This is a genomic window from Bacteroidota bacterium, assembly GCA_016714535.1.
Classification (GTDB): domain Bacteria; phylum Bacteroidota; class Bacteroidia; order AKYH767-A; family OLB10; genus JADKFV01.
The window spans coordinates 418515-443874 of record JADKDR010000001.1; the positions used below are offsets into that span (position 1 = coordinate 418515).

A 25360-nucleotide genomic window follows, 5' to 3' on the forward strand; every position below is an offset into this window, starting at 1 on the left:
GTTTTCTAAAAAAAAATAATTGCTTTGTAAAAAACCATTTTGCTATGAATAACTGCTTGATCGCTTTACTGTTTGTTTTATTTTCTCTTAATCAATTGTCGGGTCAAAATCAGGCTTCGCAATGGTATTTCGGAAATTACGCTGCTCTTGATTTTATGAGTGGCGCACCTGTAAGCATTGGTACTAGTGCCATGGCCATGCTCGAAGGCGTTTCGTCTATTGCTGATGCTAGTGGCAACTTACTGTTTTATACCAATGGCAGCACGGTTTGGAACGCGAATAACACCATTATGCCCAATGGCACAGGACTATCGGGTAATAATAATTCTGCACAGGCGGCACTAATCATTCCATACCCCGGCAATACTGCTGCTTATATTATTGTTACTACTCCAACCAATGGTCTTGGCACCATGGACTATTCGATAATTGATATGACCTTAAATGGCGGATTAGGAGATGTGGTAATAAAAAACACACCAATAGTAAATAATTCTACCGAGAAAGTTACTGCCGTTGCACACTCCAATGGAACCGATATTTGGATAATTGGACACACTTTTAACACAGCCGATTTTTATGCTTACTTAGTAACATCGGCAGGAGTTAGCAACACACCTGTTATTAGCACAAGTGGTAGTGTTATACAGGGCGTATTGGGCTTTGCCGGCTATATGAAAGCTTCGCATTGCGGACAAAAGGTTGCCTATGCCTCTACCTTGGGAATGGATTTAGTTGAACTATTTGATTTTGACAACAGCACCGGAATAATTAGTAATGCGATTACGTTTCCGAATGTATCGCAGGCATATGGGCTCGAGTTTTCGGGCGATGACAGCAAACTATATGCAACCTTAGAAAACCCGATGGAAATTTTTCAGTGGGATTTAAATGCGGGTTCAGCAGCAGCAATAATAGCTTCTCAAGTAACCTTACCGGGCAATGTAGGTTTTGAGGCATATGCTGCTCTGCAATTAGGAACCGATAGTAATATATATCTGGCAAACAGGTTCAGTAATCAAATGGGTGTAATAAACGAGCCCAATCAAGCAGGTGCCGCCTGCAACTTTATCGACAATGCCTTTACACTTAGCTTTGGTGACAACCAATATGGTTTACCAAACTTATATCAATCGTTGTATACTTACGGTACCGGGCAGGCCCCACAGGTATTGTTCAGCTCTTCGGATACGGTATTGTGTGAAAAGCAAGCGATTGACTTTAATGATCTCAGCACCGGAAATCCAACAAGCTGGCAATGGACATTCACCGGTGCATCACCATCTACTGCTACCGATCAAAATCCGATGGGAATATATTATGCTCAATATGGTACTTTTCCTGTTACTTTAAAAGTAAGCAATTCATTTGGCAACGATTCTGTTACCATTCAACAATTTATTAGTGTTGTCCCTATACCAAATACGCCAACCATAACTGCTACCGGAACCTTGCTATGCTGCGATTCGACAGCGGTAAGCTATCAGTGGTTTTATAACAACCTACCCATTCCAAATGCAACTAACATATGCTATACGGCAACGCAAGTGGGAAACTACTATGTAACTATTACCGATACCAATGGATGCGAAAACGCTAGTGGGCTTGTTGCGGTTACCAATTCGGCAATGGCAGAGCCACATACAGCACAGTTAGCTGTTTATCCTAACCCCGCAAACGATCAAATTACACTATACAGTAATTCGGCAGATAAATTTGTTTCGGTAACCCTATATGATGTGAGCGGAAAAGAAGTAACAACGCACACAACAATTTATACCAACCCATTTAGTATGGATATTGCACACCTGCCACCCGGCTATTATACCATTGCAGTTTGGGGACGAAACACCTTGACTCGAATTCCACTGATTAAGATTAAACCATAAAAAAAAACGCCTTGCTAAAAGCAAGGCGCATATTTTTCAACTCGACTTTATAACTATTGCGTTTTTATAAGTTTAAGCGTTTTGCTACCACCATTCTTATTGGTAAGCGTAGCAAAATATAAACCTGCCTGATATGCAGCGCCAATTCTTATGCTGGCCGAAGTCATAGTAAGTTGTTCAATTATTTTTCCTGTTATATCCTGAATAGTTAATTGATCGCCTGCTTGATTTGTACTTAGCAAAAAGTCGATGCTTGCAGGATTAGGAGCAACCGTAAAATCAGTTGCAACTGCTGTGTGGTCAATACTTAGGAATCCATCACTTACCTGGAATTTATCGAAGGCTGCTTCACATACGTTTCCTTGCGAAAAATCTTCGGCAACTACGCGCACACGCATGGTAGTAGTTGGAGTGAGGTAGTTGTTAAGCGCATACAATTTATTTATCCAATTAGACATGCCTGGTGTGTTGACATGTATTTTTTCGAGCAATACCTCAGTAGCACCGTTGCTAATGTATACATACATGGTATCGTTTGGGGTGCTACCAAACTGACCTCCACCATTATAAAACCATCGTGAATAATATAACACCGGATTTGTATAATTTGACAAATCAAAGAAAGGCGAACGAAGTGTTACACTACCATCGTCAATATCATCGTTGCCCGAGCTTCCACCGCCATTGCCACTCATAAAGCATTTATCATTACAGTCAGTTATAACATCAAAATCGGGATTTACCTGCGTGTTATTACTAGTTGTTCCTATAGGCTCTTCGCGCACCCAAAAACCTGTAGTTGCAGTGCCCTGTGTGCTCCAGGCATTGTCAAATGTAAAGTCATCATACCAGCCTTTGCTAAGTGCAATGGTAACATTGCCCCCATTAATTGGTGCTGTGTTGCATGAGGTAATATATCCCCACTGTCCGGCTGTAACTGTATATGTTCCCGTTACAAAATTATTAATAGAAAAATCTCCATTGCCATTGGTGATAACATCCCAATTATACTGCCCATCGCTAATATTAACATTCGCATTAGCTATTGGATTTCCATTTCCGGCATCAATTACGTTGCCGGTAATATTCAAGGTTTGTACTGGTACTAATTCCACATTTAATGCGGTAACAATACCATTAGCTAACGAAACCCCTGTGATGGTTTTGGTTATATAGCCAACTTTTGAAACGGTAACATCGTACAAGCCTGCGGCAGCTAATCCTGTTTTATATACACCCATGGTGTTGGTGAATTTAGTTTTATTAGAACTAACAATAGTTACCGTAGCCCCATTGATAGGTAAAGTTGTTATACTGTCAGTTACCAAGCCTTCAAGATAACACCCACGAATATAGTCGGGGGCGATTACAAACAATCCTTCCTCTATATCGCTAACTACCAGGTTGCCTGAGGGAAGATAACAATATACGCCCCAGCAACCATTAAAGCCGCCACCACTAAAGGGTGAAGTATCATAATGGCCTACCTCAATCATATTATCAGGACGGGCAACATCAACAACAACAACTCCTTCGGTGTACCACGATACTACTTCATAATCATTCAATGTATGCGTATTGTGAACAATGGCCTGCGACCCTGGTGCTGTTTGGTATTGATCAATCAATTTTATGTTTTGAGGATTGCTAATATCGTAAGCAGCAAGCACGCTATTATCTACTTCGTCAGTGGTAAAGAGCACAGTGCCTGCATCATTCAACCAGCTATTATGCGAAAAGTTGTCAGGAGTATTTTGCGTATTCAAAGCAATTGGATTTGCTTTATTGCTAACATCAAAGATGGTAAAGTACCCATCGTATATATGACAGGAAAACAAGGTATCGTTGCGCACATATCCATCATGAATATACGTACCAGGCGTATGGCCCAAATAGTTTGGATTCCATGGGTCGGAATTTAAATCACAGATTAATGCAGCACCATTAAATAAGCTGGTTCCATATAGATAAATATAACCTTCGTCAATGTGCAGTGCATGTATATTGTCAATTTGCCCGCTGATGGCGCCATTACCCAAATAGTTTTTTACAGGAAGATTATTTGCAGGTAAATTGCTGAGATTAATAATTTGCAATCCACCACCACCTTCGGTTGTTACATAGGCATACTTGTCATGGGTTTTAACTTCGCGCCAAATAGACTGAGGTCCTGAAATATTTATAACTTCAAAAATATTAAGTGGGTCGGTTACATCTACAATAGACAAACCAAACTCCCAGCCAACAAGCGCATACTCATTGCCAAGAGAATCTACATAGCCCCCAATGTTAGACAATTCACCGCTGTAAGTTTTCTTGCTTTTAAAAGTCATGTTTAACTGCGCAAAAGCGAATGTGTAAACAAGCATGCAAATAGTACTAAGTACAATTTTTTTCATTTGATATATTTTATTATTTAAATTAAAGTTCTTTCGAAATCAGACCAAGAACATCGACCCTACGGCCGATGCGGTTTAAAAATGCCGTGCGAAATTAAACTTTTATTCACATTCTAAAATAGCTACTTTAGCCAACCTTAACATAACCTGCTATTTTATTTATGAACAAGGAAAAAAAGCCATTGAAAAAGCAAAGTAAACCGGTGGCTACAAAAAACTCTACCAACAGTATCGTATGGCTGTGCTCGGCTATTTGTGGTGTTTTTGCATTATTACTGTATGCCAATACGTTGGGCCATCAATGGGCATTGGACGATTTTCCAACCATTTATGGGAATGCCGTAACTCAACAGGGGTTTGATGGCATTTCAACATTACTTAAAACCTCTTACTGGTATGGGCTTGATGGAAAAAATGATTGGTTGTACCGCCCCATGAGTATGATCATGTTTGCTATTGAGTGGGAATTGGCACCCAACAATCCCATATTAGGTCATTGGATAAATGTGCTTATGTATGGACTTACCGGCTTCTTTCTATTTCGTTTTATGAAAAACCTATTTGAAGGAAAAAACATACTTCTGCCGTTTGCAATTACCTTGCTATTTGTAGCGCACCCTATTCATACCGAAGTAGTAGCCAACATTAAAAGCCGTGACGAAATACTTACGTTCCTTTTCTCCATACTTACACTAAACCAGATACTGCAATACATAAAGGCCGAAAGAATGATTTCGTTGGCTCTTGCATTTTTATTTTTTCTGATTGCCTCTTTCAGCAAAGAGAGTGCAATAAGTATACTTGGTGTTGTACCGGTAATGATATACTTTTTTAGCAACAGCGATATTAAAAAATATGCTTACGCCATGCTTCCGGTGATGGCAGCAGCTGGCATTTATTTAATTGCTCGCGGCAATGTACTTACATCGCAAACAGCACAGGAAGGTATTTTAATCAGTGACAATTCGCTGGTTGCTACATCCAATGTAGGCATGCAAAAAGCTACCGCTATCTACATCATGGGCCTATACTTAAAGCTATTGGTATTTCCACATCCAATGAGTTGCGACTATTCGTATAACGAAATTAAGATTGTTGGTTTCGATAATTGGTTTGTAATCGTTTCTATTTTACTTCATTTAGGCATGGGTGTTTATGCCTTGATGGGCATAAAAAAGAAAGATCCTGTTTCATTTGGCATTATCTTTTATTTAGGAACCATTATTCTGGTTACTAATTTATTTTTCCTAACCCGCTCCACCATGGCCGATCGCTTTTTATATATGCCCTCGCTCGGATTTTGTATCGCCCTGATTGTGCTGCTATCGCGATTGTTAAAAATAGATTTTTCGAGCGCAGTTAATTTTCCATCTATCGGAAACATGGTTGGTTACCATAAAGCATTTACCGGAATAATTGGTGTGCTTTTGCTTATAGCAAGTGTAAAAACATTTGCCCGCAATCAAGATTGGGAAAACGACACCACCATTTTTAGTTCCGATGCCGAACATGCTCCGGGAAGTGCACGAATTCATTATTTGTATGGCAACCATTTTTTGCAAGACTTAAATCAAAATCTGGTACCTGCTGCCGAACAGGAAGAACACTGGCAAATAGCTGTGCGCGAACTAAAACGAAGCATCGAGTGTCATGCTGACTACCTTGAGTCTTACATGGGTCTAGGAGATTGTTATGTGCGCAAAAGTATGTTTAAAGAGGCGCTTGATATTTACTCTGCGGCAATAAAACGAAATCCAAATTTTGGAAATGCTTATAATAATCTTGGCAACTGTTATTTTAAAATGGGACAGTATGATAATGCGATAGCCGAACTTACGAAAGCGGTTACTGTAAATCCACAGTATAGCGAAGGTTTTAACAACCTGGGCTCAGCATATTTTGCCAAACAAGATTTTAATAATGCAATTGCAGCCTTTAACAAAGCTATCAGTATAGCACCTTCGTATTCCGATGCATATAAGAATCTGGGAAGTACTTATGGTACCATGGGGCAGTTGGACCAGGCAATAGGTGCTTTTTTAAAAGGGTTGGAGTATAAGCCAAATGATGCTACTATTAACTACTACCTCGGTATCACCTACAATAATAAAGGCGATGCCATGAATGGCAATCGCTACTTAAACCGTGCTTATGAACTCGATCCAAAGTTGAGAAAGTAACCAAGAGATTCAGCTCACGTTTTAAGTTGTGAAAAAGTTTTTTTTATCATCTGCATAACAGAAAAAATAAAATTCACTTTTGCAAGAGGTATTTCATTTCGGCATGCGAGTTCTATTCAGAGCTATGTTGAATAGTTAACCTTTCTAACTAATTAAATATTAATTTTAATAAATCAGGCTGTAAGTTTAGACTGCATAACATTTTAAGATTTGTTTACAACATTCAACATACTGACGGCCAAACATTTTTTTTTTAAAAAACTATATTATTAATACATAAACAAAAAGCTATATGAAGATTGCAATTATAGGTACGCGTGGTATTCCCAACAATTATGGAGGGCTTGAGCAATTTGCCGAACGCGTGTCGGAATTACTTGTAAAAAAAGGACATGAAGTGCTGGTTTATAATGCATCGCACCATCCGTATGATAAACCGGAATATCATGGCGTGCGCGTGATAAAAAAATATAACCCCGAAAAAAAGATTGGCTCAGGTGGAAATTTCATTTATGACCTGTTAAGCTATCATCATGCCTCTAAACAAAACTGCGATGCTATATTGGTATGTGGCTACACTACCATGACCTTTGCTTACCTGCTGGTAAAACCAAAATGCAAAGTGGTAACCAATATAGATGGGATGGAATGGTGGCGCAGTAAACACAACAATCTGGTTAAGAAATTTACCTATTGGACCGAAAAACTTTCGATAAAAAATTCGGATGCTATTATAAGTGATAATATTGGCATACAGGATTATGTTACTAAGGATTATAAACGCGACTCCTATTTTATTGCCTATGCAGCAGATCTTTTCGAAAATGACAAGCCAGAAATTTTAAAGGAGTTTAACCTTGAACCTTTTAAATATAATGCCATGATTTGCAGGCTTGAGCCTGAAAACAATATCGAAATTATTTTGGATGGAGTGGCACTTTCAAAGTCTGACATGAAAACATACGTATGTGCTTCGTACGAACATAAGTATGGATTTTATTTAAAGGATAAATATAAGAATTGCGATAAAATTGTTTTTATGGGTTGGGTTGCAAGGCAAGAAATTTTACATCAAATAAGAAACTACAGCAACTTGTATTTTCATGGGCACTCAGTAGGAGGCACCAACCCCTCGCTATTAGAAGCTATGGCAGGCAAGGCTTTTATAGCTGCACATGATAATGTATTTAATCGCCATGTTACCGGCCCCGATGCTTTATATTTTAAAACACCTGCTGATGTTGCAACTATGATTGATAACTACGATGAAGTAAAAAGTAAGCGCGCTATTTTTACTTCAAACAATCTTGAAAAAATAAAAAATGAATACAACTGGCAAAACATTGCTGATCAATATGAGCGGATGTTTAAGGAGGTAATAGGGAATTAGACATTTGATATTGATTTGTGCCCAATAGTTACTTCTCGATAAGCATACATATTATTGCTTCACAAATTTACCTTTCAAATATTCTTTCTCCGTTTGTATTGTTACAACATAAAGCCCTTTATTCCAATTTACACAATCAATGTCAATTGCAAAATACTTTTCATTTTCGTCAAACCACATACGCTCAAACATTCTACTTCCTTTTGCATCATATACCGTTACCATTACATCCCTTCCTTCCAATGCTTGTGCTTTAATTGTTATTTTATCATCTGAAGGATTTGGATAAATAGACATCACCTTTATTTGCTTAGGCAACTCATACTCGCTTGTAAATACCATGTTGCCACCTGAATCTATTTTGGCTACTGTCATTTTGCTTGGGTTTCCTCTTGTACCAACTGCAATTACCCCACCTTCCAGCGTTGGTTGAATTGATCGTATTTCCATTCCCAAATTGGGTGTTTTCCAAATTATATTACCTAATTCATCTAAAGCAGCTACCGTCATGCCGTAGTCCATTATAGCGGTTAATACATTTTTTTTTGTTCGAGTCATATACCATATATCAGAATGGTCATGCCATAAATTGCTATCAGGATAATATCGCGACCAAATAGTATCTCCTGTGTAACGATTAACTTTTAACAGCTGGTAATCATCACCAGCGGTACTTATTAGCAAATTAGTATCTGCACTAAAGGCTATGTCATAATTAAGAAAATACCCTAAATTAGTTGGATACGGAATATTGCCATAATCATATTGCCATTGCAAAGTCAAGGTACTATCAAATTTTTCTATGCGGTAATTGGGAAACTGCGCCCCTGTTGATGATGCAGCATAAATATAGCCCTCAGGGTCTTCAATTGGAGCATTTGTACAACATGTAGATGCATTGGTATAATACTTCAAATTTAAATTACTATCCAATATACTAATAGCGTGTACTGGGTCAAAAAAGGGATGGATGGTTAATAAATAATTGCCTCGGGGGCTGCGCCTGGCTTGGCGGAATTTGCCTCCATTTTGAGATTTAAAAGGCGAGTTTACACAACAGTAATTTCCATTGTTTTTATCAATCAAATTAAATGAGGAAATTGCTTGATTAATTGTATCAAAAATAAATGAAAATGCTACAATATTGTTTGAATCAAATTGTTCGATATTTACGATTCCCCCGAATTTATTTATATAAGGCAATGTCCATATTGTATCACCACATGGCTCAAATTTTGCTAAAAATCCAATTTGATTCTGACCCTGACCTAAATTAATTCGTCCACTTACAATTATAGAAGAATCACTCAATTCGATCACATCGAATCCCCATGTGCTATTGCCGGTTGCTAATTCTTTAATAAAGCTACATTGCGCTTTTGAGTTAGTATAATAAATAGAAAACAATGTGATTAATATTATTATTTTTTTCATCATAGTTTACAAAAAAACAAGCCTTGATATTTCTTTCAAGGCTTGTATGTTCAAATTAATTTGATTTAATAATTTTTAACCATGAAGTTTTTTCCTCATCAATAATCCCAAGAAAATAAATTCCGTTGGTTAGTTGATTAAATGATAAAGTAACTTGATTAGAACCTTTTACGTTCGATCCTATTCTACTAATAGCATTTAATTCTCTAAATTCCGAATCAAATAATTTTAAATTCAACGAGCTTTTTAATTCTGTTGTTGAAATAGTGACTTGATCAATAAACGGATTGGGGACAATTGAATAATTTGTTTGAGTTTCAATTGATTTATTTGTCTTTGGTTTGCGTAAGGCAGTACAATAAATATATGGTGCAACAATAGTTGCTTGAGTGCGGTCACCTGTCCGGGTTGGAAGATCGAGTACATTTAATGAAGTATTGCCGTTACCGTATTGATGATAATAAAAACCTCCAAAGACGCTTACGTTGCCCCACCACTGATAGTTAACCTGCCCAGCATCATTAACTGTTGGGTCAGTAGAGAAATCAGATGAACCCGTATAATCATTAAACTGACTTACATATTCTTGTTCAATTTCAGGTAAAAAGTGAGGTTGGATAGTGGAAGTGCCTAATGGCCATGCATGCGTACTCCAATAACACTGTTGCAACAATACATCTCCAAACTTGGTATCTCCTGTTGGATTAGCACAATTTAATCCATCTTGCTCCTGCGGCCAAAACTCAGGACTGATACGTGTTTTGCGTGGTGTGCCTCCTCCTTCGTGGTCATTGCCAAATAGTAGCATAGCCCAGCGGTATAATTGTGGATTTGATAAATCTCCATTTGATAATGGATCTGATTTTAAGAAATTGGTAGGACACCAAGGCGTTCTTCTATTAGTTCCATTGTAAACAAATCCGTCCATTTTATCTTCAATAAAATATGCATGTGCAATTTGATTAAAACCTTTTTCATCTATAATATCAATCTCCAAACGAGAATCCGCTAAAGTAGTAGCCCCTGAACTATTTATATCAAATTTTCCATTGGTAAATCCATTATTGGTGCTTGTATGTATATCCATCATAAATACAATTCTACTCACATAGCAATCAACTGCTCTTAAGCGGTAATAATTTTTATTATTACCAACAACTTTATATCGTTTGTCAATATAAGCGTCAGCTAAGGTTTTCCAATGGTCCCATCCATCTTTTACCTCTCCAAATTGCTCTACCCAATTAGGTGATGCATTACCATAATCGGGTGCAAAGTATTCATAGTCTAAAAGTAAACCATCAAAACCTAAGGCCAAGCCGCCATCAGCTACGCTACGGTTAAGGCTACAAAGGGCATTAAGTATTTGTGTATTATTGGTAATAGCAACATTGGGCTCGTCATAGGTATAAGTGTAATCATATTGGCCGGGTCCAATTTCCCTATCACGCACTTGTGCATAAATATTGTCAACACCACCGTTATGCAACATTTGAATAAATAATTTTAATCTTTGTCTTAATACAGTCCCATCATAATCTGCTAATATGGTTGGAATGGGCAATGGATGCACAGCATCATGATCTTGATAATTTGAAAATGTTCCATTATCTTCTCTCACTATATCTTCTAAATGCCCAAGAATAACGGTCGAAATCCTTAATTCTTTACATAATTGTATAAATCGATTTGCCTTATCTTGCCAACAACTTACTCCATTTGTACAAGGTACTACATCATCCAATAATATCATTTCGTCACGTTTGGTTAACTGATAATTGTTAGAATTGTTAGGTTCTTGATATCGCCAACTATCTTGCATCCAAATTTTGCGTGGAAGTCTGTAGTTGCAATTTGCAAGCATAACAACTATAATATCGGCTGGCGTATTGTTTTCTTCATTTAACGATGTGCCTACCACCGCAAAGTTGATATCATCAACTACACAGGCTCCTTTAAACTCATCTATTGTTTCGCTTTCAAAATAATTTTCCCATGTAACTTCACCATAAGCGTTGGTATGTACTGCACATCCCAACTTGCCAGCCTCCATATTTTTATAACCTACAAGTGTATAACCTGAGGTTCTCTGTTTGTATTACACCAAATGCTACTTGGTCAGTAGTGCCATCACCATATTCAGTATAAAATACTTTGTTGCCATTATCTGTAATTTTTAATAAAAACATGCGAGATACATTGGCTGATGCATCCCAACTTTTACCTGCAATGACATAACTCTGCAATTGACCGGGACATACTGAATAGGCAAATTGAGACAAATTAACGTTATAGGTACTATCCCATAGTTTTGTACCATCTCCATCAATCTTTACTACCATTACATCTTGTTGTGCTAATGCACCTGTACTGCCTACTAAAATAAACCCATTATCATCATTTGATTTACAAGCTGCAAAGCATACATCATTATCTGTACTACCATAATTATATGACCACAATTTAGTTCCTTGGTCATTAAATTTAGCAGCTACCATATCACGTTGTCCATGAACTCCGGCATTAGTATAACCAAAGGCAAGGTAATTTACACCATCAACAACAATGCTATAACTGCCATCTGCTAATGCACTACCGGTACTTGTTGACCATACTTCATCACCATCTGATTCTGTTCTTATTAGAAAAAAATCTGCCGCACCATTTCCAAAGCTATTCGTATAGCCTGCAATAATAAATCCCCCATCCGCAGTTTCGCGTATTGCCATTCCCTCATCATTATATATTCCTCCATAAGCATGTGACCAGAGTTCTTCTCCTTCATTACTAATTCTAACCAAATACACATCTTTCAATCCATTGTTTTCGCTTGTTCTACTTCCAATTATTGCAAATCCACCATCCATTGTATTTATGATAGCATTGCCAGTTTCATTTCGACTACTGATACCAATGGTTTGCGACCACATTACTCCTTGCCCTATTGTATAATTAGTATTAAAAATTGCAAAAAGTATTAAAATAAATGTAGTAAATTTGATGTGTTGCCTGTTGCCTGTTCATTATACCTTCTGATACAATAGAACTAAATTTTAATGTTGAATCCATTTGTTTTGATTTTGTTTTAGGAAAATTAATTAAAATAAGAACCGTGTAGTTTGCAAACTATGAATGTGAAATTATAGAAAAGAAATGTTAAATAGCAAATAAACTTATGAACCGGTATTGTAAGTATTAATTTTTTCTCTAGAAAAATAAACCACTAACCCCAACCAATTAAAAGAAATAGAAAATAATACAAGTTGCAAATGCCCTTTATTTTAAATCACCAACCGATGTTGCCAACATGATTGACAATTATGATGAAGTAAAAACCAAACGAGATTCATTTACAGCAAATAATCTCAATAAAATAAAAAATGAATACAACTGACAAAAAATTGCGGATCAATACGAGCGGATGTTTAAGGAGGTAATTGGGAAGAAATAATTTTTTGCATCAATTAATTTGGTTTTTACCCTTTTACCAAGATAAATGACTGCTAACTAATTCTTAAAAGAACGTATATAGAAGCCATTACAAATGTTTGTAACGGCCTTTTTTAGTAAAAATAATTGCATAATTCTGATAAAGTAAACTTATCGCAATATAAATGCAATATCAGTTTTGAAACTAAAAATTTTGGCAGTTTTGTCTCAGCAACCTTAAAACTACCACCATGCTTAAAATCTACTTGCTTTTTTTTATGTTACTTCTGTGCTTTCATACTAAATCTCAATCAAACTATTTACAAAGTTTTGGAAGTACCGCCACAGATGAAGCATTAAAAAACACAACCGATATATGGGGCAATGTTTACACAACAGGCTTCTTTAGCAATACGTGCAAATTTGATACGGTAACACTTACTTCTAAGGGAGCCGCTGATATATTTGTTTGCAAACAAAATGCTTCAGGCACATTACTTTGGTCTATCTCTGCGGGCGGCAATGGTAGTGATAGGGCTTATGGCTTATCAAGCGATAAATGGGGTAACCTGTTTATCACTGGTGTGTTTGCTGACTCTGCTTCCTTTGGCAATTTTACATTACTATCAAAAAATAACACACAGGATATTTTTATTGCAAAAATTGATAGTGGCGGGAATTTTCTTTGGGCTAAACTTTTTGGTGGCAATGATATTGACATTTCGTTATCCTGCATGGCCGACACCAATGGCAATGTAATTTTTACAGGTCAGTTCAAAGATTCTATTTACTTTGGCAACAACGGCTATCTGAGTGCCTTTAATCCAATTACTAACTCCGTATCTTTTGATATGTTTATTGCCAAGTGCGATTCGGCTGGAAATATCGTATGGTCTAAAACGGGGAGTAGCAAGTATGATGACCGTGGCCTGGCTTTAACCATAGATGAAAAGAATTCAATTTATCTTGGATTCCAATTTAGCGACACGCTCGACTTCGGCACTGTTTATAACAACATCGGCTTTAATGCATCAGCCTTATGCAAGATGGATGAAAATGGAAATATCACCTGGTTTAAAAAATTTATTGCATCAAGTGTGAGTTTATATAACCTTGCTTATGCTCAGAATAGCATTTACATGGCGGGAGATTATTCTGGAAAAATGATACTTCCTCAAAATCCAATTAGCTATCTGCAGACGCCATTTATTAATCAACTTTTTTTAATTAGAATGCGTCCGGATGGCTCGGTTGCCAATGCATTTGCCACAGGCAGCAATAATCAGTTGCACTGTTATTCGCTTGCGTCAGATGCTCAGGGAACTGCTTGTATTGGTGGAGTTTTTGAATGCGAAATGACAGCACTTAACCAAGAGTTTGGAGATGCGCTTTTCAAATCAGTTGGAGAGTACGATGTGTTCTATGCAGCGTATGATACGCTTGCCAACCGACTTTACGCAAGGCACATAGGTGGGCATGGAAAAGATAATTGCGCCTCGGTGACCATGCAAAATAAATATCACCCTACACTCTGTGGTAGCTTCGAACATATCATCAATGTTCCCGATGGAAATAATTTTCAACCTCATGGAAGTAATTCAAATGTATCTTCGCAAGGGCCGGGCATTAAACCCAATCATTGTGGCGAAGCATGGTATGGGAAATTTATTTCTTGTTTGACCAATGGAAATAAGGACATATTTTTTGCTCAACCATTTGATTCAACACGAGCAATTTACGATTACTATTTTCGTACAGATACAAATTGTGTTCATCCGGTAGTTTCTCCATTTATTAATGGTAAGGATACCATTATCGGGTGCGACTCTGTGCCGGTAAGCGTGTGGCTGCCAACAGGACAAAATGCAGTAATAGGGCCACAGTATAATTTCCTATGGTCAAATGGAAAGACCGAGCAAAGTATATGCAACCAATACAGGGTTCTTGTATGTAACAATAAGTACCAATGATAATTGCATGAGTTATAAGGATAGCATTTACATCATACTTTATCCCGCTCCTAATCTTCCTTCCATTACCAATTACGGTGGCATTCCATTTACAGCAATACCAATAGACACCTGCATAAAAAACATTCTTGTAAATTTTCCGGATACCATAATGCTAGTTGGTATCAATTCTAATCAAGGATATAGCACCTATTGGCAAACGCCAAATGGCATTGAAAATGGCGATAGTTTACAAGTATGGCAACCGGGAGCATACACGTATAATGTAACTGCCCCAGGAGGTATATGCAGCAAGAATGATTGCATTGAAGTTTACTATTACGCCTATAATGGCGATTCAAGCCAATGCATTGGGGACACTATCTATCCGCAGATATATTTTGTTGACTCACTACATGAGGCAACGGATACTGTTACCTTATGCGCAGGTGAAAGTTTTAAAATGTTTGTGGCCGACAGTATTGATTATTATAACGGCAATGATACAACCCTGCTTGATGTGTTGATGGAGTGGAAAATAACCGGAGGGTTTCATTGGCAGCTTGACAGTTCATTCACACATACTTTTGAATTTCACTATCAAAAATATATTGCAGACTCTACTTCTCTTTGTAATGTCGAGGTTATAATACACCACCTGATTTCAGGATTAGTGATAGCCACCATTTCGCGCGACTTTTATTTAAAAGTAAATCAACCACCCGCTGATACCGTTGTCGCTTATGCCCCTGCCATTATTTGCCCGGGCGATACAGAACTGGTTTACCTCACAGGTTGTGATAGTTTTACAGTGGCCGGGTCCGGCATTGCATACATTTCTCAATATGGCGACTCTATTCTGATTTATAAAGGAGGCGCTTACTCTGCAACATATACACTTACCGATACACTTACAGGATGTTCAGTAACGAAAACCAAAACTATTAGTATTGACCAAATTGAAACTCCCGATATAACTGCAATTCCTAACAATGCCCTACTTTGCCCGGGTGATAGTGTTTTATTAATTGCAGACACTGGTATTGCATTTGTATGGTATGGCCCACTCAGCACTATTATTGGATATACACAAAGTATCTATGCCACATCCCCGGGGTTATATCATTATGTATGGACAGATACAGGAGGATGCACGTTAACCTCTAACTTTATGGAAATTATCGCTTATACCTCTCCATTTATTACTGCAAGCCCAGGCAATCAACTCTGTGAGGGTGGAACTATAACCTTGAATATTTCTACCAATGATAGCTCAGTAATCAACTGGCACCCCCCATTGAGTGGCAGCATGCTTACACAGGTAATTGACTCGGCCGGTACTTATAGTTGCGATGTTACTGTTTGCGGTATTACTACAACTCTGTCTATAGTTATTACCAATTCCAATTTGCAAGCTACAATTGTGCCTTCGGGCCCTATTCAAATTTGCCAGAATAGCGGCACTATGCTTGTTGCCAACCTCGGCATGATATTATATGATTGGCAGCCCGGTGGAAATTCACAGCCATATAATTATGTAACCAATGCTGGTACATATACGGTAATGATTACAGACTCATTTGGCTGCACTGCTATGGACACTGTTATCGTTGATACTCTCCCTACAATTAGCCCCCCTTCGGCTTTGCAATTTACTATCTGCAAAGGTGACTCGTTGCTCATTAATGCTACCAATCCCGTTGCCTGGTTTAGTCAAGCCGATCTGAATTCATTGATTTCCATTGCAGACACTTTTCAAACCTCCGCTATATTCAACGATACAATAATCTATATTGCTGCTAACGACTCTCCATGTTTTAGTGATTTTGTACCGGTGAGTATATATGTTAACCCTGCTTCATTATTGAGCATCCTACTTGATGATACTATTATCTGTAAAGGAGATTCAATAATTTTATACGCTACCTATTTACCGCAAGTGAATTATCAATGGTCAGGACCCGGAAATATTACTGCTACCAATGATTCTTTAATCATTTATAATTTTGATAGTACTAATGTTGGTTATTATTTTCTGCAATTTTCTGATTCATTGTGCCCTGGTGGATTAGATTCTATATTTTTAAATTTGATTAATTCAACTGCCATAACTGTTACCGAAAACATGCAGCTTTGTAATGGTGATACGCTATTACTTATTGCCAATTCTGTTTCAAGTACAACTTACTCATGGACATCTCCATTAGGCACCCATACCACCAATGATACATTATTAATTTACCCCGCTACATTGGCAGATAGCGGCACTTACATTCTAAATGCTACGCAATTTAATTGCTTGATGGATTCAATATCTATTCCTGTAAGTGTATTTCCAGTTCCTGCTTTGCCTATTATCACTGGAGATACAATTTATTGTATGGGTGATACAATTAAATTACAAGCACTTGTTGCAGATACGGGTACCTATTTATGGAATTATCTATTAGGAATACAAGCTGGCTACACCTCCTTGCTGTTACCTGCAAATAATCTTACTATGGGTGGTCTGTATACTTTTAGCATTACTGCAAATGGATGCAAAGCGCAGGATTCAGTTTTAATTTTAGTAAAGCCATTACCTTTTGTAAATAATTTTCAATCAATTGAAAAATGCGTTGGCGACTCTATCTCTATCAATCAAGCTACACAAGCAAACACAACTTATCAATGGCTGTTCAATGGGAATAATTTTTCTTCAAATGCTAATTTATTCTTCAACTCGTTGCAATCTGGAAATGGCGGGCAATATCAGTTAATAGCCAACATGAATGGCTGTACAAATATATCAGACACTTTTAGCATCAGCGTTTATGACTATCCAAATTTTGATTTGGGCGAAGAGAAATATGAGTGTATAAATATACCTATAGATTTTTTAGGGCCCATTGGCTATGCCAACTACAATTGGAATGGGCTACTATATAATTCAAATAATTATACCGCCAACGATAGTGGTTGGGTGATACTGGTAATTGACAATCAGGGTTGCAAAACTGCAGACAGTACCTATCTGCATTGGCTTGATTGTAATATTTTTATTCCAAATGTATTTACACCTAATAATGATAACTTCAACGATACCTGGCAGGTTTACTATGGAAGTGTAAAACAAATTTCTATACAGATATTAAACAGATGGGGGCAGCAAATAAAAATTCTAAATTCTGTAGAAGACAGCTGGGACGGCACATATAAAGATGGTGCTTTTGCGCCCGAAGGTGTGTATTACTATTTGATTGATGCAATTGATTTTTATAATAAGCCAAAAAGTTTTACCGGGAGTTTGACATTAATTCGAGATTGAGAAATAAATTTCTCCCCGATCTGGCTTTGTTGAAGTACCTTTCCATCAATACCAAAATGTCGCCCCGATGGGGCTATGTTGAAGTTGGATTCCATTATTACCAAAATTTCGCCCCTAACAGGGCTAAATGCTAAAATATTTTTTTGCTTAATTCTAACAAGATGAAATCTGCATCTTCTCTAAATATATATTAGCCATACTGCTATTCGAATAAAGCCCGTAGGGCTGAAACTTTGGTAATGTTGAATAAATGAGCATGCTATAGCCCCATCGGGGCGACATTTGACATAAGTTGTAAAATTCAAACAAATAAATCTTACTTGAATTCTACATCAAAAATTCTGATGCTTTTTAATATGCTAATTCGGGTTGAAGCTCTTCAAATGAGAAATAAATATTTACTCAGTTTTCAACTGCAAAACAGATTGAATTGAAATTTAAGTAAAAGTTTTAGCTATGAAATTAAATTCTCCCCGATATAGCTTCGTTAAAGTAACGTTCCTTTATTTCCAAAATTTCGCCCCGTTGGGGCTATGTTGTAGTTGGATTACATTGATGAGATTTGGCAAGAATCCAAAGACAACTTTGATGTCTTTGGATATCAACTAGAGCCGCAGTATACACGATATATTGTTAATAATATTTGCGGAATAGCAAATATGAATATTGAACGAATGCTCAATAAAAAAGTGGCTATCGGTACAAATTTAGAATGGCAGGCCGGTGGAATGTATGCTTCAAGCCTTGCGGCAGGTTTGTATGTAGGAGTGAAATTTTAGGTAAGAAATAAATCCTGTAGGTAGGACTTTTTCAATTCGCTTCAGAATTTATTATTTGCTAAAATTCAATAGCCAATGGAAAAGACATTTATAAATCTTACCAATGGGGCTTTACAAATGTATCACCTCGCCATACGCAGCAGCGGTGGCTTCCATCATGGCTTCGCTCATGGTAGGATGGGGATGCACGGACTTAAGAATTTCATGCCATGTGGTTTCTAATTTTCGCGCCACTACGGCTTCGGCTATCATTTCGGTAACGTTGTAGCCAATCATGTGGCAGCCTAATAGCTCCCCATATTTAGCATCATATATTACTTTTACAAAACCATCTTTGGCACCTGCAGCACTTGCTTTACCACTTGCACTAAAAGGAAACTTACCCACTTTAATTTCGTATCCTGCTTCTTTAGCAGCTTTCTCGGTATAGCCTACACTTGCTATTTCGGGACTGCAATAGGTGCAGCCGGGTATATTGTTATAGTTAACAGGTTCAGGATGATGTCCTGCAATTTTCTCTACACAAATAATACCTTCGGCACTTGCCACATGTGCCAGTGCCTGACCGGGGGTAACATCGCCAATAGCATATATTCCCGGTATGTTGGTTTGCGAATATTCATTCACCAGAATTTTTCCCTTATCCGTAATAACGCCAACATCTTCCAATCCGATGTTTTCAATGTTAGGGGATTATTCCTACGGCACTAAGCACGATATCGCAACTGATCTTTTCTTCTCCCTTTTTAGTTTTTATGGTTACAACACATCCATCTCCCGTTGTGTCTACGCTCTCAACACTCGACTCAGTCATCACCGTTATACCCGACTTCTTAAATGATTTTTCAAGTTGCTTGCTCACCTCCTCATCCTCTACAGGCACTATGGCAGGCATAAATTCAACCATGGTAACTTTGGTACCCATGGCATTATAAAAATAAGCAAATTCACTACCGATGGCACCGCTTCCAACTACTACCATCGACCTGGGTTGCGAGGGCAAGGTCATGGCTTCACGGTACCCGATTATTTTTTTTCCGTCTTGTTTAAGATTTGGCAACTCCCTGCTACGCGCACCCGTTGCAACAATTATATTTGGGGCCTCTTCGGTTCTCTTTTTGCCATCAGGTGCAGTTATTTCAACCTTTTTGCCGGCAACTAATTTGGCCGAACCCATAATGACATCAATCTTATTCTTCTTCATCAGAAATTGTACCCCCTTGCTCATACCTTCGGCTACACCGCGACTGCGGTTAACTACTTTGGTAAAGTCTGCACTGCCTCCACTAACGGTTATACCATAATCTGCTGCATGCTGCAAGTATTCGAATACCTGTGCACTCTTCAATAACGCCTTAGTAGGTATGCAACCCCAGTTAAGGCATACTCCTCCTAATGATTCGCGCTCAATAATGGCGGTTTTTAAACCCAACTGTGAGGCACGTATAGCGGCCACATATCCACCGGGACCGCTTCCAATTACTATGACATCGTAACCCATATAAAATGATTTTTATTAGTTTTTTAAATGATAAATGAATGTGGCAAATGTAACAGAAGTTAGCTGGTTTATAAAAAAAACAACGTTCATTTGACGAGTGGGAGATGGTGGCTTAATGAGGGGAGTTTTTTTCGGGAAAAAAGTTTTACAAATGCCGAAAATACAAGCTTGGGTGTTTATAAATTTCCGACTATTTAGGACAAGCACTAATATAAACCTGATTTCTTACGTACTTTTGCAAAGGTGTTATAATAACATGATTAACAAAGAAACCAACAAGCTTGAATATAATTACAAGGCAACAGCCCTAGCTTGCTTTTTACGTAGAAATATGTATTCCTTAATATTTTAAGAACCCGTCTGATAAGTTAATCATACGAACACAAAAAACAACGACTTTGCATAATTCAGGAACAAAAAATAAAAATCAAAAATAACAATGAAAAGAGTTTTACTAAGCGCTTTTGTTTACTATGCTTTGTACAAGCCTACTCGCAAGTTTTACCCAACGGCTTCTTCAAAGCCAATGTAATTTCATCTTCCAACAATTTAAAATCTATAGAAGGTATTACCTGGGATAAAAATGGACGTGGATATATTTGGGATAAGAAAGGATATGTTTTTCTGTTAGACCAAAATGATCAACTCATGCCCGATACGCTTATTAATATTTCAGAAGAGATTGGATTGGTGGGTGATAATGGCTTAAATGGTTTTGCACTCGATCCAAATTTTTTAACCAATGGGTATTTTTATCTGGCTTATTCTGTTGACCGTTATTTCTATGAATATTCTGACTCATTGAATTACAATCCTGCTATAACATGGAATGATACAGCCACCTTTGGTCGTATAACACGCTACACTGCCGATGCTACAAACGATTTAAAATCTACCATTTACAGTTCACGGTATATTTTGTTGGGCGATAGTATGCAAGATGGTTTTCCGGTTGTATATTTTTCGCATAGCAATGGAGCTATCGAGTTTGGTACTGATGGAAGTTTAATTTGTGCCATGGCCGATGCTGCAAGTTATGGTTCTGACCCTGATACAGGCAGCAATAGCGATACCTGGTGGCAGCAGGGCTTAGTAGATGGCACCATTACTCCTGGTCAAAATGTAGGATGTTATAGAGCGCAAATGCTCGGAACACTGGCAGGCAAAATTTTACGCCTCGATCCGGCCAATGGAAATGGACTAAGTACAAATCCGTATTGGGATGCTAACAAGCCTAAGTCACCGCAGTCGCGTATATGGACCATCGGTTTTAGAAACCCTTTCCGCTTTCAGGTAATACCAAATTCGGGTGATACCGACATTACAGCAGGAAATCCGGGTTATCTTATTGTGGGCGATGTGGGCTGGAGCGATTGGGAAGAAATTTCGCTTGTAAAAACGAAAGGCCTTAATTGTGGGTGGCCCGTTTTTGAAGGAATGACAGCTACCGTTAAATTAAAAAATGCTAAGGTTGAAAACACCGAAGTTCCTAATAGTTTTTATCCGGGTTGTGGAGCACCCTTTTATAAGTTTAATGATTTGATAGATCAGGAATACAATATTCCTCACGTGCTTAAAGACCCTTGCGATACAAATCAGCTAACTCCTAATCAATGGAAACATACAAGACCCTTAATTGAATGGCATCATAAAAATGCAAACTTTCCTGCTAATGCCCGTGCGCCTATTTTTTCAAACCAAACCGGCAAAGGCATACCCATTGATATTAGCAACATCAGCTCGCCCATACAGGGAGCTATGTATCCCGGCAATGCGGCTATGGGTGGCTTCTTCTTAAACTCGTTGCTGGTGCCTGAAGATTTCCGTAATTCCATCTGGTTTGGCGATTATGGCGAAGGTTGGATTCGCTTTTTAAAAGTAAATAGCAACTATGTACCCGATAGTGTGGTATTGTTTGATAGCTCTGCCGAAAATATTGTTGACCTTAAATTTAATCCAAATAACGGTTGTATTTATTATGTTGCATATCCTAATGAGGTTTACAAATATTGCTTTCCGGGATTTATCAATAATCCGCCTATATCCATTCCAACTGCAAACGTAAACTACGGACCAACGGGCACTACAATCAACTTTGATGGTACTGCTTCTTTCGATCCGGAAAACAGTCCACTCACTTATGATTGGGATTTTGATGATAATGGTGCTATTGGATCGGGGCCATTGGTTATGCACACTTTTTCACCAGGAAATGTGGGCCCGGTTACGTATGATGTTAAGCTATGCGTAAACGATACGCAAGGGCTTGTTGGTTGTAAAGTATTTAAAATCTTTATTAATAACACCCCACCTGTAGTAAACATTACCAGTCCATCGCCTACTCAACTATGTTCTGGTCAGTCGTTATTAAATTTAGCAGCACAAGTAAGCGATGCCGAGTCTCCTAATAGCGCTCTTAGCTACTATTGGTTTGTGCACAAGGAGCATAACTTGCACTTCCATCCCGAAGAACAGTGCGACTCATACGATAGTGCAGACTATTGCATTGTTGATTGCGAAAACTGCTTGTATAATGATGGCGATACGGTCTGGTTTAGTGTTCACTTATGCATACAGGATCCGCAAGGCATGGAGAGCTGCGATGTGGTTAACATTGCACCGGCATGTGCGCAAAGTATAGAACAGTTTCTTGCCCAGGCCAATGCAGAAATTTTGGTATATCCCAATCCCATGCAGGGCAATCAATTGTTTGTAAGATTAAACAATAGCAACCTTAAAAATGCACCTCGCGTAATTGCCGATATTTATAGTATGGATGGCAAAAAACTTAATAACTATGACTATATATTAAGTGTTCAAAAAAATAATATTATACAAATAGACTTTAAAAACTCGCTTGCAGGAGGAATGTATTTTATCCGTATATCAGATGGCAAAAAAATGAGCTCCGCCAAATTTATACGTTAGAAATTATGCACACTTAAACCAAAGCCCCGCAATTGCGGGGCTTTGGTTTATAAACACAAGTTGATTACTCCTTAATCATGACAAGCTTTTAATTTTGTGATAGAAAAATGTACTTTGTTGCTGCCTACGTTATAATCTAAACATTAAACACCAATAACTTAATATTAAAAAAAAATTTTTGAGTGCACTTATGGGAGTTGTTGATATACCAACAGTAGATTATGTCTATTTTAAACCGATTTTTTTACAAGCTTGCTTGTAGATTCAAAAAAACTTTATATTTATAGGCAAATCTTTAAAACTTAATCATATTAAAACACTACTTCGAAAACTATTAAGCATGCAAGGATTTTCAACATACAGTAATCATCAACTATGCCCTGATAATTGCAAGGGCTTTTCGGGGCACCAAATAACTTCTATCAAATAGATTCCAGAATGGACTACATTTCTGAGAAAAACGGTGTCGCTCCTACGGAGCTCAACAACTGGGGCGCGAATTCATTCCATTTATAGGTCGCTTCTACGGGACTATGTTACAGCGGCACCAATTCCTTCTATTAACATGTCGCTCCTATGGAGCTCTAAGATTTTTTATACAGCCATTAAAACCCATGAGGGTCGGCATCTTTATATAAAAGGAAAAAATAAAAATTCCGGGTGGTGCAATATGTTAGTACATATGCAACCGGCAAAAAACAGCTCCCTCAAATATAAAAAGAAATTCTCCTTGCGCCATCGTACGCCCTTACATTTAATCATCAAAAAAAGAATTTCTTCGTGCGCAACTGTGTTTTTATCATCCAAAAAAAATCTCCGTAATCCTCCGTTCCTCCGTGCGCCACACACTCAATCATCAAAAAGAATTTCTCCGTGCCCCTCCGTGTCTCCATGCGCCTAAACATTTAACCATCAAAAAGAGAATTTCTTCGTGGGCCTCCGTGCGCCACACATTCAATCATCAAACAAAGTATTTCTCCGTGCACCTCCGTGCCTCTGTGCGCAATTGTATTTTATCATCAAACAAAGAAATTATCTGTGCTCCTTCGTCTCCCCATGCGCAACTGTATTTTATTATCAAAAAAAAAATCCACTTCGCTTGAAGTGGATTTTTTTTGTTTAAGAAATCAATATTATTTTTTATTGTCCTTATCCGTTTTGCCTAGGGAATCGCGCATGTTTGTATCGGCTTGCATGTTTAGCATGCGGTAATAGTCCATTACACCGAGGCTGCCATTTTTAAATGCTTCGGCTATGGCAAGCGGAATCTGTGCTTCTGCATCAATCACACGGGCGCGGGCTTCCTGCGCCTTTGCTTTCATTTCCTGCTCGGTTGCTACAGCCATTGCCCTGCGCTCTTCAGCTTTTGCTTGCGCAACTTTTAAATCTGCCGCTGCCTGATCTTGTTGTAACTTGGCACCAATATTATCACCAACATCAATGTCGGCAATATCTATAGACAGAATTTCAAATGCAGTACCTGCATCCAACCCTTTGGCAAGAACTGTTTTCGATATCTGATCCGGATTTTCTAAAACTAATTTATGATCATCGGTACTACCTATATTAGTTACGATGCCTTCGCCTACACGGGCAAGTATAGTTTCTTCGCCTGCTCCACCAACCAACTGATTAATGTTAGTGCGCACAGTTACACGAGCTTTTACTATTAGTTGTATTCCATTTTTTGCAACCGCACTAACAGGTGGGGTATCAATTACACGTGGATTAACACTTAACTGAACGGCATCGGCAACATCACGACCAGCCAAATCAATGGCAGTTGCCATTTTAAAGCTCATGGGTATATTCGCCTTGTCGGCACTAATCATGGCCTTAATCACATTGTTTACATTACCTCCGGCAAGGAAGTGCGTTTCCAACTCATTACAGGTAATATCGAGACCTGCCTTACTGCTGGTAATAAGTGCATTTACAATGATGGAAGGTGGTACTTTTCGTAATCGCATGGTAACTAAATCAAGAATGCCTATGCGTACATTACTAAACACAGCGGTAATCCATAGATTGACCGGTACAAAATAGAAGAACATGAACAGGAGGACTAAACCTCCTATTACCGAAATAATAAAGAATGCGGGTGTGGCCATTATAAAATATTTTTATTTGTTATTATCATTTTTTGTACGCCTGATTGCCTTCTATTTTATGCAG

At 38.0% G+C, this 25360-nt stretch carries 11 protein-coding genes and 1 pseudogene; 6 read left to right on the top strand and 6 right to left on the bottom strand.

Features of this window, described 5'->3' with window-relative positions; all coding sequences use genetic code 11:
* Positions 1-44 precede the first annotated feature (44 nt).
* Complete coding sequence (locus IPO27_01770) at positions 45-1889, top strand: PKD domain-containing protein (GenBank protein ID MBK8845331.1); 1845 nt, start codon at positions 45-47, stop codon at positions 1887-1889.
* Between the two features lie 53 nt (positions 1890-1942).
* Here the strand turns inward: IPO27_01770 and IPO27_01775 are convergent, their stop codons facing one another.
* On the bottom strand, positions 1943-4288 hold the full coding sequence (locus IPO27_01775) for a choice-of-anchor B family protein (protein ID MBK8845332.1): 2346 nt from the start codon (positions 4286-4288) through the stop codon (positions 1943-1945).
* A gap of 182 nt (positions 4289-4470) precedes the next feature.
* Here IPO27_01775 and IPO27_01780 point away from each other — a divergent pair, with 182 nt between their 5' ends.
* Together IPO27_01780 and IPO27_01785 are read left to right on the top strand one after the other, a co-directional pair.
* Entirely contained in the window at positions 4471-6468 is a 1998-nt protein-coding gene (locus tag IPO27_01780; GenBank protein ID MBK8845333.1) for a tetratricopeptide repeat protein, read from the top strand.
* A 292-nt stretch (positions 6469-6760) separates the two neighbouring features.
* The gene (locus tag IPO27_01785; GenBank protein MBK8845334.1) at positions 6761-7858 is read left to right on the top strand and encodes a DUF1972 domain-containing protein; all 1098 of its coding nucleotides are present in this window, start codon (positions 6761-6763) and stop codon (positions 7856-7858) included.
* Between the two features lie 51 nt (positions 7859-7909).
* Here IPO27_01785 and IPO27_01790 read toward each other — a convergent pair whose 3' ends face one another.
* From IPO27_01790 to IPO27_01800, 3 genes are read right to left on the bottom strand one after another with little or no spacing between them, the layout of a single operon-like run.
* On the bottom strand, positions 7910-9295 hold the full coding sequence (locus IPO27_01790) for a T9SS type A sorting domain-containing protein (GenBank protein ID MBK8845335.1): 1386 nt from the start codon (positions 9293-9295) through the stop codon (positions 7910-7912).
* Positions 9296-9347: 52 nt separating this feature from the next.
* Entirely contained in the window at positions 9348-11345 is a 1998-nt protein-coding gene (locus IPO27_01795) for a T9SS type A sorting domain-containing protein (GenBank protein MBK8845336.1), read from the bottom strand.
* A gap of 4 nt (positions 11346-11349) precedes the next feature.
* Positions 11350-12222 carry a hypothetical protein gene (locus IPO27_01800; protein ID MBK8845337.1) on the bottom strand — a complete coding sequence of 291 codons (873 nt, stop codon included), beginning with the start codon at positions 12220-12222 and terminating at the stop codon, positions 11350-11352.
* 750 nt (positions 12223-12972) lie between these two features.
* On the opposite strand from IPO27_01800, the gene IPO27_01805 reads away from it, so the two are divergent.
* Both IPO27_01805 and IPO27_01810 read left to right on the top strand, forming a co-directional pair.
* Entirely contained in the window at positions 12973-14691 is a 1719-nt protein-coding gene (locus tag IPO27_01805; protein ID MBK8845338.1) for a hypothetical protein, read from the top strand.
* Positions 14624-17977 carry a gliding motility-associated C-terminal domain-containing protein gene (locus tag IPO27_01810; GenBank protein ID MBK8845339.1) on the top strand — a complete coding sequence of 1118 codons (3354 nt, stop codon included), beginning with the start codon at positions 14624-14626 and terminating at the stop codon, positions 17975-17977. The genes IPO27_01805 and IPO27_01810 overlap by 68 nt, the downstream gene beginning before the upstream one ends.
* An 890-nt stretch (positions 17978-18867) precedes the next feature.
* On the opposite strand, the pseudogene lpdA reads toward IPO27_01810, so the two are convergent.
* Positions 18868-20257: pseudogene (gene lpdA, locus IPO27_01815) on the bottom strand (dihydrolipoyl dehydrogenase).
* A 648-nt stretch (positions 20258-20905) separates the two neighbouring features.
* Between lpdA and IPO27_01820 the strand changes: the two are divergent.
* Positions 20906-23185, top strand: coding sequence for a PQQ-dependent sugar dehydrogenase (locus IPO27_01820; protein ID MBK8845340.1), 2280 nt, complete (start codon positions 20906-20908; stop codon positions 23183-23185).
* A gap of 1133 nt (positions 23186-24318) precedes the next feature.
* On the opposite strand, the gene floA is transcribed toward IPO27_01820, so the two are convergent.
* Positions 24319-25296: a flotillin-like protein FloA gene (gene floA, locus IPO27_01825; GenBank protein ID MBK8845341.1), complete on the bottom strand. Its 978-nt coding sequence runs from the start codon at positions 25294-25296 to the stop codon at positions 24319-24321.
* Positions 25297-25360: the final 64 nt, after the last annotated feature.

What these genes read in the sequence shown, in the direction of transcription:
- IPO27_01805 (MBK8845338.1), top strand. Translation starts at nt 12,973, where the DNA reads ATGCTTAAAATCTACTTGCTTTTTTTTATGTTACTTCTGTGCTTTCAT.
- IPO27_01795 (MBK8845336.1), bottom strand. Translation starts at nt 11,345, where the DNA reads ATGGAGGCTGGCAAGTTGGGATGTGCAGTACATACCAACGCTTATGGT.
- IPO27_01790 (MBK8845335.1), bottom strand. Translation starts at nt 9,295, where the DNA reads ATGATGAAAAAAATAATAATATTAATCACATTGTTTTCTATTTATTAT.
- IPO27_01775 (MBK8845332.1), bottom strand. Translation starts at nt 4,288, where the DNA reads ATGAAAAAAATTGTACTTAGTACTATTTGCATGCTTGTTTACACATTC.
- IPO27_01810 (MBK8845339.1), top strand. Translation starts at nt 14,624, where the DNA reads ATGGAAAGACCGAGCAAAGTATATGCAACCAATACAGGGTTCTTGTAT.
- IPO27_01800 (MBK8845337.1), bottom strand. Translation starts at nt 12,222, where the DNA reads ATGTGGTCGCAAACCATTGGTATCAGTAGTCGAAATGAAACTGGCAAT.
- IPO27_01770 (MBK8845331.1), top strand. Translation starts at nt 45, where the DNA reads ATGAATAACTGCTTGATCGCTTTACTGTTTGTTTTATTTTCTCTTAAT.
- IPO27_01785 (MBK8845334.1), top strand. Translation starts at nt 6,761, where the DNA reads ATGAAGATTGCAATTATAGGTACGCGTGGTATTCCCAACAATTATGGA.
- IPO27_01820 (MBK8845340.1), top strand. Translation starts at nt 20,906, where the DNA reads ATGCCCGATACGCTTATTAATATTTCAGAAGAGATTGGATTGGTGGGT.
- floA (MBK8845341.1), bottom strand. Translation starts at nt 25,296, where the DNA reads ATGGCCACACCCGCATTCTTTATTATTTCGGTAATAGGAGGTTTAGTC.